The following is a 16199-nucleotide window of genomic DNA, read 5'->3' on the forward strand; positions in this document are numbered from 1 at the left end:
TGTTAGGGCGCTAGGTGGGAGCGGATGAGGAAGCGGAGGCCTTCGGGGGCTTCCAGGGAGAAGCCGCTGCCTCGGCCGGGGACCACGTCGACGGTCAGTCTCGTGTGTTTCCACAGGTCCCACTGGGCGGTCGACATCCAGAACTCGACCGGCTCGGACACCCCGTCGACCGAGAGCGAGGCGAGCAGCACGTCCGACGAGCCGGTGCGGAACTCGCCTGCCGGGAAGCACATCGGGGCGCTGCCGTCGCAGCAGCCGCCGGACTGGTGGAACATCAGCGGCCCGTGCCGCCCCCGCAGCGACCGGATCAACTCGGCCGCTGCGGGGGTGAGTGAGACGACGGACATCAGAAGAATCCGAGCTTCTGGGTGGAGTAGCTGACCAGCAGGTTCTTGGTCTGCTGGTAGTGCTCCAGCATCATCTTGTGGTTCTCCCGGCCGATGCCGGACTGCTTGTACCCGCCGAACGCGGCGTGCGCCGGGTACGCGTGGTAGCAGTTGGTCCACACCCGCCCGGCCTGGATGGCCCGCCCGGCCCGGTAGGCGGTGTTCATGTCCCGGGACCACACGCCGGCGCCCAACCCGTACAGGGTGTCGTTGGCGATCTTGACGGCGTCGTCGAGGTCGGCGAAGGAGGTCACCGAGACCACCGGGCCGAAGATTTCCTCCTGGAAGATCCGCATCGAGTTGTCGCCCTCGAAGATGGTCGGCTCGACGTAGTACCCGCCGGACAGGTCGCCGCCCAGGTCGGCGCGCGACCCGCCGGTGAGCACGTGAGCGCCCTCCTGCCGGCCGATGTCCAGGTAGGACAGGATCTTCTCCAACTGGTCGTTGGAGGCCTGCGCGCCGATCATCGTGTCGGTGTCCAGGGGGTGCCCCTGCGTGATCTGCTCAGTGCGGGAGACCGCGGCGGCCAGGAAGTCGCTGTAGTGGCCCTGCTGGATCAGCGCCCGGGACGGGCACGTGCACACCTCGCCCTGGTTGAGCGCGAACATGGTGAAGCCTTCCAGGGCCTTGTCCAGGAAGTCGTCGGAGGTGGCGCTGACGTCGTCGAAGAAGATGTTCGGGCTCTTGCCGCCCAGCTCCAGGGTGACGGGTTTGATGTTCTCGCTGGCGTACTGCATGATCAGCCGCCCGGTGGTGGTCTCGCCGGTGAACGCCACCTTGGCCACCCGGGCCGAGGACGCCAGCGGCTTGCCGGCCTCCACCCCGAAGCCGTTGACGATGTTGAGCACGCCCGGCGGCAGCAGGTCCGCCACCAGCGACAGCCAGTAGTGGATGGACGCCGGGGTCTGCTCGGCCGGCTTGAGCACCACGGCATTGCCGGCCGCCAGAGCGGGTGCCAGCTTCCAGGTGGCCATGAGGATCGGGAAGTTCCACGGGATGATCTGCCCGACCACACCGAGCGGCTCGTGGAAGTGGTAGGCCACGGTGTCGTCGTCGATCTCGCCGAGCGAGCCCTCCTGGGCCCGGATCGCTCCGGCGAAGTACCGGAAGTGGTCGATGGCCAGCGGAATGTCCGCGGCGAGGGTCTCCCGGACGGGTTTGCCGTTCTCCCAGCTCTCGGCGATCGCCAGGGACTCCAGGTTGTCCTGCATGCGGTCGGCGATTCGGTTGAGGATCAGGGCCCGCTCGGCCACCGAGGTGCGCCCCCAGGCGTCGGCGGCGCCGTGGGCGGCGTCCAGGGCCTTCTCGATGTCCGGGGCGGTGCCCCGGGCCACCTCGGTGAAGGTTTGGCCGGTGACCGGGGTGGGGTTCTCGAAGTAGCCACCGCCGTGCGGCTTGACGTACTCGCCGCCGATGAAGTGGTCGTAACGGGACTGCCAGTGGGTGGGCGCGTCGTAGCGCGTCATGGTTACCTCCGCCGTCGTGGTGCGGGTGTGCCGACGGCGACGCTAGTTTCCAGAACGTTGCAGCCACGTTGCGCGCGTGAGGTCGTACTCCCCGGCAAGCTGGTCGATGCGGGCCAGGGCGAGCGGCCGGCGGGGCGTGCCCACTGGCAACGCCCGCGCCAGGGCCTGCCAGGCGGCCAGGTCGTCGGCGCCGGCGGGCGTCGCGGTCCACGCCGTGAGCAGCGCCGGGTCCGCGGTGGCCAGCACGGCCGCGCGGAGCTGGCCGTCGATCAGCCGGCGCAGTCGCGCCACTCCCGGCGCGTCCGATCCGGGCAGCAACGGCCCGGGGTACGCGTCGAGCGCGCCCGCGACATCGCCCTGGTCGAGCCGTGCGGCCATGGTGGTGAAGTCGGCCCGGATGGTGCCGCGCAGCCGGTACGGGCGGGAGTCGAGCAGCTCCGGCCCGAGCACCCGGCGCAACCGGGACAGCTCCGCGCGCAGGGTGACCGGGTGCAGCCGGTCGTCGCCGTAGAGGTCGAGGCCGAGCTGTTCGCCGGTGCGGCCTTCGGGGTGGTGCAGCAGCAGCACCAGCAGCTCGCTGTGTCGGCGGCCGAGTCGGATGCGTCGCCCGTCGATGCGCAGTTCCGCCTCGTCGCGACCGAGCGCGGTCACGACGGCGACGCCCGGCTGCACCGGTCGGTCCCCGGCGAGTTGCGCCTCGGCGGCGCGGGCGGTGGCCCGGACCAGCGCGAGGCTGTGCGGGTTGGCCAGGTTGTCGCCGCCGGTGATGTCGACCGCGCCGAGCAGCAGCCCGGTGGCCGGGTCGTGGATCGGCGCGGCCGCGCAGGTCCAGCGCTGCACCGGCCGGCTGAAGTGCTCGGTGGCGAAGATCTGCACGCTGTGGTCGACGGCCAGCGCGGTGCCCGGGGCGTTGGTGCCGGCGTGGGTCTCGTCCCAGCGTGCGCCGGGCACGAAGTTCATCCGCTCGGCGTGCCGGAGCACCCCCGGGTGCCCCTCGACCCAGAGCAGCCGCCCGTACGCGTCGCACACGGCCATCAGGTGCGCGCCGTCCTGCGCGATGCCGCCGAGCAGGTCCCGGAAGAGTGGCAGCACGCGGGCCAGCGGATGCGCGGCCCGGTACGCGGCCAGCGCGTCGTCGGTCAGGTCGACCGGCGGGGTGGCCTCCGGGTCGAGTCGCGCCGAGCGTTCCCAGGATCGACGGACCACCTCACGGACCCGGTGTGGCGCCGCGCCGGCGGTGAGGAACGCCTCGTGGGCGGCACCGACCTGCGCGATCCGCTCGGCCGGATCGACGCCGAACTCCAGGGCGAGCCACGGGTCAGCCATGGGGCGACCTCCTCGACCCCCATCGTGACGCAGCTCACCCTCGATCGCCAACCGTCGGGTCCGGCGGGACGGAGGTGCGGAGAGTGTCGGCTGCGGCTGAACGGTAGGGCGCTCCCGTCCGTACCACGCGGTGAAGAACACCATCGAGGACGGGAGCGACGGGCGATGAGGGTGCAGCGCAAGCACGTGCTGGCGGCGACGGTGGCGGTGCTCGCCACGGCGGGTGTGGCGGTGGGGACCGGGTTCGGGTTCGCCGGCACCGCCCCGGCACGGTCGTCGGTGTGCTCCGGCTCGGTCACCTTCTCGGCCGAGGGCGGGGCCCCGGCGGCGACCAGCGACCGGTTTCCGGTGGGTACCCGGCTGCGGGTGACCAACCTGGACAACAACCGGGCCGCCACGGTGACGGTGACCGGTCCGTCGGGCAGTTGTGTGCTGCTCAACGCGGCGGCCATGGACCTCGTGCGGGAGCCGGGCAAGAACGTGATCCGCCGCAACGTGGTGGAACGCCTCGACGCCGCGCCGCCGGCCGCCGACGCGCCGCCCGCCGGCACGGTACGCCCCGGTGCCGCGTCCCCCGGTGCGCCCGGCCCGGCGCCCCGCTCGGCGTGCCCGGGTGCGATCACGTTCTTCGAGGAGGCGGCCGGGCCGGCGGCGACCAGCGGTCAGTTCCCGGTGGGCACCCGGCTGCGGGTGACCAACCTGGACAACAACCGGGCGACCACGGTGACGGTGACCGGCCCGTCGGGCAGTTGCGTGCTGCTCAACTCGGCGGCGATGGACCAGATCCGTGAACCCGGCAAGAACCTGGTCCGCCGCAACACGGTGGAGGTCGTCCGCTAGGCGTCAGTCAGGTCTCCCGAGGGCGCCGTCGAGGATGTCGGCGCCCCGGGTGAGCTGCTCGTCGGAGATCACCAGCGGGGGCAGGAAACGCAGCACGTTGCCGTACGTGCCGCAGGTCAGGGTGAGCAGGCCGGCGGCGTGGCAGGCCGCCGAGATGGCCGCCGTGGCGACCGGGTCGGGGACGAGGGTGCCCGGCTGCACCAGCTCCACGGCGAGCATCGCGCCGCGCCCGCGTACCTCGGCGATCCGGGGATCCCGTTCGGCGACGGCCCGCAGCCGGGGGGCCAGCACGGACTCGATCCGGCGGGCCGCGCCGGCCAGGTCCAGCTCGTGCATGGTGTCGATGGTCGCCAGCGCGGCGGCGCAGGCGATCGGGTTGCCGCCGTACGTGCCGCCGAGACCGCCCACGTGCACCGCGTCCATCAGCTCGGCCCGCCCGGTCACCGCGGCGAGGGGCAGGCCACCGGCGATGCCCTTGGCCAGGGTGACCAGATCCGGTTCGACCCCCTCGTGCTCGCAGGCGAACCAGTCGCCGGTACGGCAGAAGCCGGTCTGGATCTCGTCGGCGACGAACACCACCCCGGCGGCCGTGGCCCAGGCCCGCAGCGCCGGCAGGAACCCCGGCGCCGGCACCACGAAGCCGCCCTCACCCTGGATCGGCTCGATCACCAGCGCGGCGACGTTCTCCGCTCCCACCTGCTTCTCGACCATCTCGATCGCCCGTGCCGCCGCCTCCGCCCCGGAGAGCCCGCCGTCGCGCAGCGGGTACGACATCGGCACCCGGTAGATCTCTCCGGCGAACGGCCCGAACCGGTGCTTGTACGGCATGTTCTTCGCGGTCAACGCCATGGTCAGGTTGGTCCGGCCGTGGTACGCGTGGTCGAAGACCACCACCGCCGGACGACCGGTGGCGTGTCGGGCGATCTTGACCGCGTTCTCCACCGCCTCCGCGCCGGAGTTGAACAGCGCCGAGCGTTTCTCGAACCCGCCCGGCGTCAGCGCGTTGAGCTGCTCGCACACCGCCACGTACGACTCGTACGGCGCGACCATGAAGCAGGTGTGGGTGAACCGCTCCACCTGGGCGCGGACCGCCTCGACCACCTTCGGGGCGGAGTTGCCGACGCTGGTCACCGCGATGCCGGCGGCGAAGTCGATCCACTCCCGGCCGTCCACGTCGGTGATCGTCCCGCCGGACGCGGTGTCCACGTACGACCCGATGACGCTGCCGACACCCCGGGCGACGGCATCGCCCCGGCGCTTGTGCAGCTCCTCGCTCGAGGGCGCAGCGCCGCTCTTCGTTCGCGACTGCGGGGCTCGCAAACCCGGCTCACTCCTCGCGCTCACGGGTCAGCCCTCGATGTTGTGCATGACGTGCTTGATCCGGGTGTAGTCCTCCAGGCTGTAGACCGAGAGGTCCTTGCCGTGCCCGGAGTGCTTGAAGCCGCCGTGCGGCATCTCCGACACGAACGGGATGTGCGTGTTGACCCAGACGCACCCGAAGTCCAGCCGGCGGGTCATCCGCATCGCCCGGCCGTGGTCGCGCGTCCACACCGACGCGGACAGGCCGTAGTCGACGCCGTTGGCCCAGCGCACCGCCTCGTCCTCGTCGGAGAACCGCTGCACGGTGATGACCGGTCCGAACACCTCGTCCTGGATGATCTCGTCGGCCTGGCGCAGCCCGGAGACCACCGTCGGCGCGTAGAAATAGCCGCGCTCACCCTGCCGGGAGCCGCCGGTCTGGATGGCGGCGTGGTCCGGCAGCCGGTCGACGAAGCCGCTGACCCGGGCGAGCTGGTTGGCGTTGTTCAACGGACCGTAGAGCACGTCGGCGTCGTCCGGAGCACCGGTCTTCGTGCCGCGGGCCTGCTCGGCGAGCGCCGCCACGAAGTCGTCGTGGATGCCCGGGCCGGCCAGCACCCGGGTCGCCGCCGTGCAGTCCTGCCCGGCGTTGAAGTAGCCGCCCACCGCGATGGCCCCGGCCGCCGCCGCCACGTCCGCGTCGTCGAAGATCACCACCGGGGCCTTGCCGCCCAACTCGAGGTGGGTCCGCTTCAGGTCGGGGGCCGCCGCGGCGGCGACCTCCATGCCCGCGCGGGTCGAGCCGGTGATCGACACCAGCTGCGGGGTCGGGTGCGACACGAGGGTACGACCGGTGTCCCGGTCGCCGCAGACCACGTTGAACACACCCGGCGGGAAGAACTCGGCGGCGATCTCGGCGAGCAGCAGCGTCGACACCGGCGTGGTGTCCGACGGCTTGAGCACCACCGTGTTGCCGGCGGCGAGCGCCGGGGCGATCTTCCAGACCGCCATCATCAGCGGGTAGTTCCACGGGGTGACCTGGGCGCAGACGCCGATCGGCTCCCGCCGCACGTACGAGGTGTGCCCGGCCATGTACTCCCCGGCGGACCGCCCCTCCAACATCCGGGCGGCGCCGGCGAAGAAGCGGAACTGGTCCACCGCCGGGGGCAGTTCCTCCTCGGCGGTGAGCTGGCGGGGCTTGCCGGTGTTGCGCACCTCGGCGTCGACCAGCTCGGCCGCCCGCGCCTCCACCGCGTCGGCGAGCTTGAGCAGCGCCTTCTGCCGCTCGGCGGGCGTGACGTCGCGCCAACTCTCGAACGCGGTGGCGGCGGCGCTCATCGCCGCGTCCACGTCGGCGGCCCCGGAGACCGGGGCCTGGGCGAACACCTCACCGGTGCAGGGGTCGATCAGGTCGGCGTACCCGCCGTCGGCCGGTTCGACGGAGGAGCCGTTGACGAAGTTGCGCAGCTGCTGCTGATCACTCATGAGGGGATCTCTCCGAGGGCCGGGGTTGCGGTCTGCGGCGGTTATCGCAATCTGTCTGCCATCTTGGCTACTGAATTCGCGGCAGACAAGGGCTACGGCGACTGTTTCCGTCGACCGCTGTCTCGTCTACGCTGCTCGGCGTGGAGCCCGCAGCCTTCTTCGTCGCGTCCCGCCCCGCCCACGGCGAGGGTGAGCTGACCGTCCACCACCCGTACGACGGCCGCCCGGTGGGGCGTACCACCCTCGCCACGCCCGACCAGGTCGACGCCGCCGTCGCGGCAGCGGCCGGTGTGGCCGCGCAGGCCGCGGCCCTGCCCGCGCACGCCCGCGCGGCGGCCCTCGACCACGTGTCCCGGCGGCTCGCCGAACGCGCCGACGAGGTCGCCGCGCTGATCACCGCCGAGAACGGCAAGCCGGTGAAGTGGGCTCGCGCGGAGGTCGGACGCGCCGTCTCCACCTTCCGGTGGGCCGCCGAGGAGACCCGGCGCTTCTCCGGAGACCTGCAACGACTCGACACCGACCCGACCGCCACCGGCCGGATCGCTCTGGTCCGGCGGGTACCGAAGGGGCCGGTGCTGGGCATCGCGCCGTTCAACTTTCCGCTCAACCTCGTCGCGCACAAGGTGGCGCCGGCCATCGCGGTCGGTGCCCCGATCATCGTCAAGCCGGCGCCGGCGACACCGCTGTCCGCGTTGCTGCTCGGCGAGCTGCTGGCCGAGACCGACCTCCCGGCCGGCATGTTCTCGGTGCTGCCGCTGCCCAACGACCGCGCCGCCGAGCTGGTCAGCGACCCCCGGCTGCCGGTGGTGTCGTTCACCGGGTCCGGTCCGGTCGGCGCGGCCATCCGCCGTCAGGTGCCGGAGAAGCACGTCACGCTGGAACTGGGCGGCAACGCGGCGGCCGTGCTCTGCGCCGACTGGACGTCGGACGACGATCTGGACGTCGCCGCGCGGCGGATCGCCACGTTCGCCAACTACCAGGCCGGCCAGTCGTGCATCGCCGTCCAGCGGGTGTACGTGCACCACACGGTGTATGCCGACTTCCTGCCCCGGCTGGTCGCGGCGGTACGCGCGCTGCGCACCGGCGACCCCACCTCCGAGTCGACCGACGTCGGCCCGATGGTGTCCGAGGACGCGGCCCGCCGGGTCGAGACGTGGGTGGCCGAGGCCGTCGCGGCCGGTGCCACCGTCGAGGTCGGCGGCGACCGCGACGGCGCCACGTACCCTCCGACCGTGCTCACCGGCGTGCCCGCCGACGCCAAGGTCGTCGCCGAGGAGGTGTTCGGGCCGGTGCTGGTGGTCGCGCCCGTCGCCGACGACCAGGCCGCGTTCGCCGCGGTCAACGACTCGGCGTACGGGCTGCAGGCCGGCGTGTTCACCCACCGTCTGGACGTGGCCTTCTCCGCCGCGCGGACCCTCGACGTGGGTGGGGTGATCGTCGGCGACGTGCCGTCGTACCGGGCCGACCAGATGCCGTACGGCGGCGTCAAGGGCAGCGGCGTCGGCCGGGAGGGACTGCGCAGTGCGATGGACGACTACACCGAGCCGCGCGTCATGGTGCTGACCGGCCTCGCGCTCTAGCCGGCCTGCCAGGTGCCGTCGTCGCGGACCCGGGCCGGCGCACGGCCGAGCAGCAGGGTGGTCAGCGCGGCGTCGATCGTGTCGCCGAGGAACCACTCGCCGGCCTGATCGAGGGCGAAGACCCGGCCGCGCTCGTCCACCGCCAGGATGCTGTCCTGCTGCTCGGTGCCGATCGGAAAGAGCCGGACGCCGAGCACCGCGCCGAAGTCGGCGAGCGTGTCGGCGGTGTGCGCGATCGTGTGCGGGCGGATGTCGAACCGGGAGATCCACACCTGCTCGCCGGGGCCGCGCCGCGCGCCGACCAGGCTGGGGAACGCGGTCAACGCCTCGATGGCGGCCGGGAAGACCGTGTGCCGGTGGGCGCGCCCCGCCACGGCGGTGACGTCCCGCACGGCGGCGGCAGCCATGATCTGGTCGCCGATGTGCGGACGCCAGCCGGCCGCCACCAGCGCGTCGGCCACCTCGCGCGGGAAACGGCCCGGGTCCGGGTCGGGCGCCGTCGGCGGCAGCCAGGTTTCGGTGTACGCCCGAGCCGACTCCGGCAGAACGTTCGCCCGCACCAGGAAGTTGACGCACGAGTCGCAGGGCCGATCGGCCGCGCCACCGGCCGGATCGCCCGGCTCACGCATCCGGAAAATCTCGAACCGCGCGCCGTCCAGCAGTGCCGCCGCCTCGGCCCGCCCCATCGGGGCGATGCCCTCGGCCGCCCGCAGGTGGTCGTACTCGTGCAGCACGTCGGACACCACGATCAGCTCGGCGTGGCCCTCGCCGCCGCGGACCAGCTCGCCCGGGGGCAGCCGATCCAGGTAGGTGCGCACGAGCGGGTGATGGTTGAGCGGGACGTCGCCCTTCGTGCCGTGGGCCGTCCAGATGCGACCGTCGATGGTCAGATGGGCGGTGGTGTTCGGGGTGGCGACCCGGCTGATCTCGCGGACCAGCAGGCTCGACTGGTCCACCGTGCGGGCGGCCGTCGGCCCGGTCGGCTGGCTGCGCCGGTACATGTCGGCCACCACGTCGCTCGGCACCCGCGGCCAGGTGGTGACCTTCCCGGTCTGCTTGTCGATGACGGTCGTCGGCAGGTCACCGGGGACCGTCCGCGCCTCGGTGGGCACGATGGACGTGATGACGTAGCCGAGATCGAACTCGTCGACCATCGGTGTGCACTCGTGGCCGAGACGCTGCGAATCACGGCGAGCCCAGGTGGCCGCGAGCTGCTCGGCCTGTTGACGGTCGATCACACACCGAAACTACCGGATTACGCGGATCGATGGCGGCCGGTATGGTTCGGCCTACCGACGGTGACGGGAGGAGCGGCGGTGAGCGAACGCGTGGACCGGGACGCCAATCGCGAGCTACGGGCCCGATTCGACGACGTGTACGGGCAGTATCAGCAGCTCAGGTCCAATCTGGACGAGCTGCGAGCCCGACTCGCCGCGGTCCGGGTGACCCGGCGGTCGGCCGACGGGCAGGTCACCGCGACCGTCGGTGCCCGGGGCGAGTTGGTGGCCGTCGACCTCGACCCGGCCATCTATCAGGCCCGGGACGCCGAGGCGTTGAGCCGCACAATTACCGAGACGATCCGGGCCGCCACGACCGCCGCCGGCGCCGCCACCCGGGAGTTGGTGGCCGAGCACGTGCCGGCCGGCGCCGGCCCCGTCGAGTTCCTGCGCACCGGAGATTTCGGCGCGCTGCTCGGGCGCGCCGAGGCCGTACTCGGCCGGGGCGAGGGGCCGGCATGACCGACGGGCAGCTCTGGCTCGATCCGTCCCGAGCACGCCGGGGCGGTGCCGACCTCGCCCTCGCCGGCGACGCCGTGACCGCCCGACGGGCGGCGGAGGGCGGCGAGATCGAAACCGCCAGCGGCGCCCGCCCGTGGGGCCGCGACGACATCGGCGCCGCGTTCGAGCGCAGCTACCGAGGCTTCGAGCAGACCGTCCTGCGGGCCTGGACGGGCATCGGCCACCGGCTCACCGAGCTGGGCACCGACGTGGTCCAGGCGGTCGACGCGAGCGTGCAGACCGACGGCAGCAGCGCCGCCCGGCTCGACCGGGCCGCCGACCGGCGCTGACAGCGGGGCGATCCGGATGAGCGTGCTCCCCAGCCCGATCCCGCACCCGCTCGACTACGCACCCTGGGACGTGCCCGGCTGGATCTACGAGGCACTCGACTGGGTCGTCGGCGTGCAGTGGCCGGAGGGCGACGAGCGGGCCGTCTGGGACGTCGCCGACCGGTGGTACGCCGTCGCCGCCGTACTCGCCGGGCCGCACAGCGACGCCGCCGCGGCCGCCACCGAGGTACGCGCCGGATACGGCGGCGTCGGTGCGGTCGACGCCGCGTTCGAGGCAGCCTGGCGGGGGATCGCCGAGGGCGCCGACGCACCGCTGCCGGTGCTGCTCGCCGTCACCAGCGACCTGGGCCGACTGGTCGAGGAGTGCGGCTGCGACATCGAGGGTGCCAAGCTCGAAGTCTGGATCGAGCTGGGCATCCTGGTCATCGAACTGCTGACGGTGGCGGTGGCGGCGGTGCTCACCGCCGGTGCCGCGTCGCCCGCCGCCGGAGCGGCGATCACCGCGACCCGCCTGCTGATCCAGCAGATCTTCAAACGTCTGATGGGGCAACTGGCCAGCAAGTCCCTCAAACACGGGCTGAAGGAGGCCGGCGAACGGGCCGCCAAGGAGGTCGCCCGTGGCGGCGTACGCGGGCTGGCCACGCGCGCCACCCGGGAAGGACTGGAGGAGGCGGCCGAGGAGGCCGGGGTCACCCTGGCGACCCAGGCGTACCAGAATTCCACCGGCCGGGCACACGGCCTGGACCTGACCGACCTCGGCGCGTCGGCCGTCGGCGGCCTCGCCGGCGGGGCGGTCGCACCGCTGGCCGGCCTGGGGCGGCGCGCCACCGGTCGGGCCGCGCGGGTCGGTGAACACCTGGGCCGGGAGATGACCGGTGAGGTGCTCGCCGAGGCTGCCGCCGGCCTGGCCACCGGGCAGGGCCTGACCTCGATCGAGGACGTCGCCCGCGCGGCCGCCTCCGGGGCCACCGGCTCGGCCACCGCACAGACCGACCACGCCCTGCACGCCAAGCTGGACGCGCAGGCCAACGCCCTGGCGGGAGCCTCGCTCGCGGGCCAGCCGCTGTCTCCGGCGTCCCCTCTGGCCTCTGCATCCGGCTCTGCCTCGGCGTCGGGCGCGGCGGCTTCGGTGTCCACCGGGGTGGCGTCTACGGTGTCGGCGTCTACGGATGCGGCGTCTTCGGTGTCGGCCGCCTCGGGTGCTGCCGCTTCGGGCGCGGCCTCCTCGGCGTCGGTGTCGGTCTCTGCGGAGGCGGCCGGGCCGGTGGTCGGGTCGCCGGTGGTTGCGGCGCAGGCGGCGCTCGGCGGGGCGGACACGCTCGCGTCGCCGGTACACGACCAGGCGGGGTCGGTGCGCGACGCGGAAGCCGCCGTCCCGCACGGCCCGACCCAGCCCACCGCCTCGGACCTGAGCCTGTCGTCGGCGTCGCCGCTGGCCGGCGACGCGCCGGGTCGTCCGGTGCTCTCGACCGAGGCGGCCGTGTCATCCCCGGACGGGCACGGCCCGGCCATCGCGGACCGGCCCGGCCCAGCGCACCCGATCGCCGCCGACCCCACCCTCTCGTCGGTGGCCGCGCCCACGGCCGGCGCCCTCTCGTCGGTCGCGGTGCCCACGGCCGACGCCCTCTCGTCGGTCGCGGCGCCCACGGCCGGCACTCTCGACCAGGCCACGCCACACGGTGGTTCGGTTGCCCCGGGTGTCACCGGCCCGTCCGGGTGGTCCCCGCCGGCCACGAGCCCGCCCAGCACCCCGGCCACGTCCCGCACCCCGGCCACGACCGTCGGCCCGGCACCGCTCGCCAGCCCGGCCTCGCCCTTCGCGATCCGGGAGGCGTTCGCTCCGGGACGCGTACCCGCCCACCCGGCACGCGGCCGGGCGTCGATCCCCACCGACCTGTCAGCACCCTCGCAGTCCGAGATCGAGGACAGCGACTGGTACGCGGCCCGGTGGGCCGCCGAGGCGGAAGCCGCCGAGCGGCGACGCTACCGGGGCTACTACGAGTCGCGACGCAACGAGTTCGAGAACAGCCGGCGGCAGGCCGAGGCCGACCGACTGCACGCCCTGGCCGCCGAGCACGACCGCAGGGCCGTCGAATACGCCACCTACGCCCGGCAACTGCACCGGACCGGCCACCCCCGGTGGGCCGACGGCTGGCAGCGGGCCGCGAACGACGAGACGCGCGCGTACACCCAATGCCGTGACCTGGCCGACGCGGTGCTGGCCGGCACCCGGGCACCGCAGGTCGTCGACATCGGCGACGCCGCCTTCCGGCAGGCCAACAAGGACGTGGGCGCGCTCGCCCTCGGCGCGGTGGAGACCGCCGGGCCATCCCGGCTCACCGGCGACGACGTACCCCCGCCGATCGACGACTCCCGGCCATACGGACAGCCCGGCGGACTGCGCCCGCCGCTGGCCCTGCACCAGGTCGACGTCGAACGGCAGATGCCCCGCGACCCGGACGGCAACGTCACCCGCACCGCCGACCCCCGCCGCGGCGCCTGGTTCCGGCTCTTGAACGACGGCGGTCCGATGGCCGACGCCACCCGGGGCATCAACTGCCTGGACTGCACCCTGTCGATGTTCGAGACATGGGTGCACGGACGGCCGCGGGTGTCGGCACCGCGCACCTTCGACGGCTACCTCGACGGCGACACCCGTCGCCCGATCCGCGGCGAGGCCGGCGGGCCCGGCCGGGTGGAAGACGTCACCGGTGGTCGTTTCCAGCAGGTCCTCGCCCCGCCGCCCGGCCAACGGCTGCACCCCGCACACGCGCGGCAGGCCGCCGACCGCAGCTACCGCAACCTGCACGACCAGTTGCTGCTCGGCGGCCACGGCAGCTACGCGTTCCTGGTCACCGAATGGGCCGGCGGAGGCTCGCACGCCTGGGTGGCGCTCAACCAGAACGGCACCGTCCTCTACGTCGACCCGCAGACCGGCCTCATCCGCGACCGACCGCTGTACCCCGACGTGGTCGGCATCGACGCGCTGGTGCTCGACGGAGGCGGCCGCCCCATGCCGCTCGGCGGACTACCCCGAGGCCGGTTCAGCGAACGGCCCGACCTGCCGCACCACCCACCGGTACGCGACGACGGTGGCCACGGCGACCCGTACATCAACCGGATGTACCTGCTCCTGGACGGGCCGGGCGCGGCCTCGTCATCGCCGGACGGCGATCGGTCGCCCGGCGCTACGTTGGATCAGCCCTCGCCGCCCGCTGACCCGGCCCGCGCCGTCACGCTGGCCGAAAGTCTGGACCAGGTCTTCGCGGCCGGGGTGAGCCCCGTTGAGTTCGCGTCAGTGGTCGATCCGCCCACCCTTCGTCGGCTCCTGCCGGAGCTGGACGAGGCGTCGGCCCGGGATCTCGTGCGGTTGTTTGCCGACGATCGGGTCCGCGACATGCTCGACCACGCCCGGCGGGAGCCGCCCTCGAACGAGCCGGCCCTGGCCGAGAACCTGGTTCGGCAATTGGTGCGGCGGCCCGATCTGGCCCGCATGATCGAGTCCACACCGGAACTCGGGAAGTCGTTGACCGCTCGCCCGCTGACCCTCTTCCACCTGGCCAGCCACCAGCAGGCCATCGACGTCCTCGCCGAGGTCCTGAACGATGTCGCCCAGCAGGAGGTTGCGGGACTGCAGGCGGCGGGACAGAAGAACGCGACCAACAGAAGAGATGTGGACCAACCACAGCCGACGCCGCTTACGGATGATCAGCGGCGGATCAGCCGGAGTATCCCGATGCCCGATGATCCGCCCTTCCAACCGGGCTTTGACAAGCGTCGTCAAGCCGACGGGGCATATCGGCGGCAATACCTCGACGACCTCTACGCAGCGGCGGCCGTCGCCCAGGCGGAGCTGAATCAATTGGCGGTCTCGCTCGCACACGTAGACGGTCAGCAGGTCGGCGAGCCCGGCTGGCGGTCTCAGCCGAAACAGCGACGCCGAGCCGAGGACAAGGTGAACAAGCACCAGGGCGACGCGTCGAAGCTGCTGGACCTGGCCGCCGCCAAGGTCGAGTTTCGTAGTCTCGATGACATCTACGCGGCGCTCGGACGAATACGTGACGACCCTGACGTCGTGGTCGTGAGCTGCCAGGACCGGTTCATCTCTCCCGAGGACAGCGGCTACCGGGACCTGCAACTCGTACTGCGAACGCGGAACGGGCACCTCGCCGAGTTCCGTCTGCACCTGGCCGCGCTCGATGCGATAGCGGTCTGGGAACATGCGCTGTATGAGGTGCGCCGTGACGTGGATGCCCTGGCCCGAGCCGAGGGCCGAGCCTTGACGAGGCGCGAGGGAGCGATCGCAGACGGGATCCTCCGTCGCGAGCAGCAATTGTTCTGGAATGCACTGCAGTCGACCTACAGGGGGAATGCTTGATGGTTCAAATGCCAGGTCTAATGCTGCCCTCTTACTACCTCTACTACCAGTCGCCGGTAAAGATCGTGGAGACGCCCGAGGGTGGTGCCAGGACATGGCGGGTTTCCATCGACACCGGCGGCTGGCAGGAGGAGAACGATCTCTTCAGCGAAATTGTCTTCGATGTCGGGGGTGAAATTTTTCGGCGCACCCCAGAGGACTTCGTTCAGGAGGTGGAACGCTTTCGGGCGCACTATCTCGAGGGCGACGGGCCGATCTTCGCCCTCTACGAGACGATACAGGCGCTTCGAGATGCGGCGACGGCCGAAGACCGCCACCTGACGCCCAGAGAGCGAGCCCTCATTCGTGGAATCCGCCAGCGGACGTTCGTGATGTTCGAGGAGCAGCTGCGCCTCGCTGGCGACCCTGGCGCGGACCCCGATATCGCCGGCCGGACTGTTCGTGACTGATGGGGGCTTGGGGTAACGCGATCCTGTGGGAGCACCGCAGCCGAGGATGGGCTTTCGATCCCGACCTGGTCGAGCGATTCGATCCAGATGCCCAGTACGAGTTGAGGAGGTCGACATGACCCGGAGATCCGGGTCGGACGCCGAGAGCAGGGCCGAGCCTCACATCTCCGGCGGTGAACCCACGCGGGTCTTCGGCTGGTCGACGATGTTCGTTCATTCGGGCGACGACCCGCGCTCGGGCGGCAATTTCGCCGATGAGCGGACCGTCCTCGTCGAGTTCCTGCGCAACCAGCGCCTGACGCTGGAGCGCAAATGTGACGGCTTGGACGCCGAGCAGTTGGCCCGCCGTTCCGTCCCGCCGTCGACGATGTCGCTGCTCGGCTTGATCCGGCACTTGGCGGAGGTGGAGCGGGGGTGGTTCCGGCGGACGATGGCTGGCCAGGAAGCGCCCCAGATCTACTGTTCGGATGACGATCCCGACGGGGACTTCGACGGCGCGTTAGCCGATCCGGCAGTGGTCGACGAGGCACGACGCGCCTGGCGGGCCGAGGTCGAGTTCGCCGAGCGGTTCGTGGCCGAGGCTCCGGACCTTGAGGTGCAGGGGCGGCAACGGAAGGGCAACGTCGTCGTGCTGCGCGAGCTGTTGGTGCACATGATCGAGGAGTACGCGCGCCACAATGGCCACGCTGATCTGCTGCGCGAGCGGATCGACGGAAGGGTCGGCCTGTGATGGTCGCAAACTTTGTCGCCGGCCCTTCAGGGCCGCCGCCCAGCCCACGGCCGTTTCATGATCACGATGTGAGGCCGAGGATGGTGAATGGCCTGGTCATGTTGCGGGCTGCCCAGCGGGTGGCTTCGGTGATGTCGGGTCGGCCGGCCAGGCGTAGGGCGTTGATGGCGAGGTTGCGTAGCGAGGCCAGGA

13 protein-coding genes are annotated in these 16199 nt (G+C 72.2%); 7 read left to right on the forward strand and 6 right to left on the reverse strand.

The features are described from left to right. Positions 1-2 precede the first annotated feature (2 nt). From F8271_RS22855 to F8271_RS22865, 3 genes are read right to left on the reverse strand one after another with little or no spacing between them, the layout of a single operon-like run. Complete coding sequence (locus tag F8271_RS22855) at positions 3-347, reverse strand: DUF779 domain-containing protein (protein ID WP_370461948.1); 345 nt, start codon at positions 345-347, stop codon at positions 3-5. Then, positions 347-1852, reverse strand: a complete 1506-nt coding sequence (gene adh / locus F8271_RS22860) for an aldehyde dehydrogenase (RefSeq protein ID WP_151491875.1) — start codon at positions 1850-1852, stop codon at positions 347-349. Before adh ends, F8271_RS22855 begins: the two co-directional genes overlap by 1 nt. A 42-nt stretch (positions 1853-1894) precedes the next feature. Next, positions 1895-3178, reverse strand: a complete 1284-nt coding sequence (locus F8271_RS22865; RefSeq protein ID WP_151491876.1) for a GAF domain-containing protein — start codon at positions 3176-3178, stop codon at positions 1895-1897. A 165-nt stretch (positions 3179-3343) separates the two neighbouring features. On the opposite strand from F8271_RS22865, the gene F8271_RS22870 reads away from it, so the two are divergent. Continuing rightward, on the forward strand, positions 3344-4018 hold the full coding sequence (locus F8271_RS22870) for a DUF5979 domain-containing protein (protein WP_151491877.1): 675 nt from the start codon (positions 3344-3346) through the stop codon (positions 4016-4018). 3 nt (positions 4019-4021) lie between these two features. Here F8271_RS22870 and gabT read toward each other — a convergent pair whose 3' ends face one another. Continuing rightward, positions 4022-5338 carry a 4-aminobutyrate--2-oxoglutarate transaminase gene (gene gabT / locus F8271_RS22875; protein WP_151491878.1) on the reverse strand — a complete coding sequence of 439 codons (1317 nt, stop codon included), beginning with the start codon at positions 5336-5338 and terminating at the stop codon, positions 4022-4024. A gap of 27 nt (positions 5339-5365) precedes the next feature. Beyond that, on the reverse strand, positions 5366-6802 hold the full coding sequence (locus F8271_RS22880; RefSeq protein ID WP_151491879.1) for a gamma-aminobutyraldehyde dehydrogenase: 1437 nt from the start codon (positions 6800-6802) through the stop codon (positions 5366-5368). A 140-nt stretch (positions 6803-6942) separates the two neighbouring features. On the opposite strand from F8271_RS22880, the gene F8271_RS22885 reads away from it, so the two are divergent. Further along, positions 6943-8382: an aldehyde dehydrogenase family protein gene (locus F8271_RS22885; RefSeq protein ID WP_151491880.1), complete on the forward strand. Its 1440-nt coding sequence runs from the start codon at positions 6943-6945 to the stop codon at positions 8380-8382. On the opposite strand, the gene F8271_RS22890 is transcribed toward F8271_RS22885, so the two are convergent. Further along, complete coding sequence (locus F8271_RS22890) at positions 8379-9620, reverse strand: SUKH-3 domain-containing protein (protein WP_151491881.1); 1242 nt, start codon at positions 9618-9620, stop codon at positions 8379-8381. The genes F8271_RS22885 and F8271_RS22890 overlap by 4 nt on opposite strands. 78 nt (positions 9621-9698) lie before the next feature. On the opposite strand from F8271_RS22890, the gene F8271_RS22895 reads away from it, so the two are divergent. The 5 genes from F8271_RS22895 to F8271_RS22915 all read left to right on the forward strand — a co-directional run bounded on the left by F8271_RS22895 (position 9699) and on the right by F8271_RS22915 (position 16007). Continuing rightward, complete coding sequence (locus F8271_RS22895; protein ID WP_151491882.1) at positions 9699-10121, forward strand: YbaB/EbfC family nucleoid-associated protein; 423 nt, start codon at positions 9699-9701, stop codon at positions 10119-10121. Beyond that, positions 10118-10450, forward strand: a complete 333-nt coding sequence (locus tag F8271_RS22900) for a hypothetical protein (protein WP_151491883.1) — start codon at positions 10118-10120, stop codon at positions 10448-10450. The genes F8271_RS22895 and F8271_RS22900 overlap by 4 nt, the downstream gene beginning before the upstream one ends. 16 nt (positions 10451-10466) lie before the next feature. Continuing rightward, the gene (locus F8271_RS22905; RefSeq protein WP_151491884.1) at positions 10467-14828 is read left to right on the forward strand and encodes a toxin glutamine deamidase domain-containing protein; all 4362 of its coding nucleotides are present in this window, start codon (positions 10467-10469) and stop codon (positions 14826-14828) included. Positions 14829-14848: 20 nt separating this feature from the next. Continuing rightward, positions 14849-15277, forward strand: coding sequence for a hypothetical protein (locus tag F8271_RS22910; RefSeq protein WP_225854702.1), 429 nt, complete (start codon positions 14849-14851; stop codon positions 15275-15277). A gap of 115 nt (positions 15278-15392) precedes the next feature. Next, on the forward strand, positions 15393-16007 hold the full coding sequence (locus F8271_RS22915) for a DinB family protein (RefSeq protein WP_225854703.1): 615 nt from the start codon (positions 15393-15395) through the stop codon (positions 16005-16007). Positions 16008-16199 lie beyond the last annotated feature (192 nt).

The sequence above is a fragment of the Micromonospora sp. ALFpr18c genome, assembly GCF_008868155.1.
In the GTDB taxonomy this organism is placed as follows: Bacteria; Actinomycetota; Actinomycetes; order Mycobacteriales; family Micromonosporaceae; genus Micromonospora.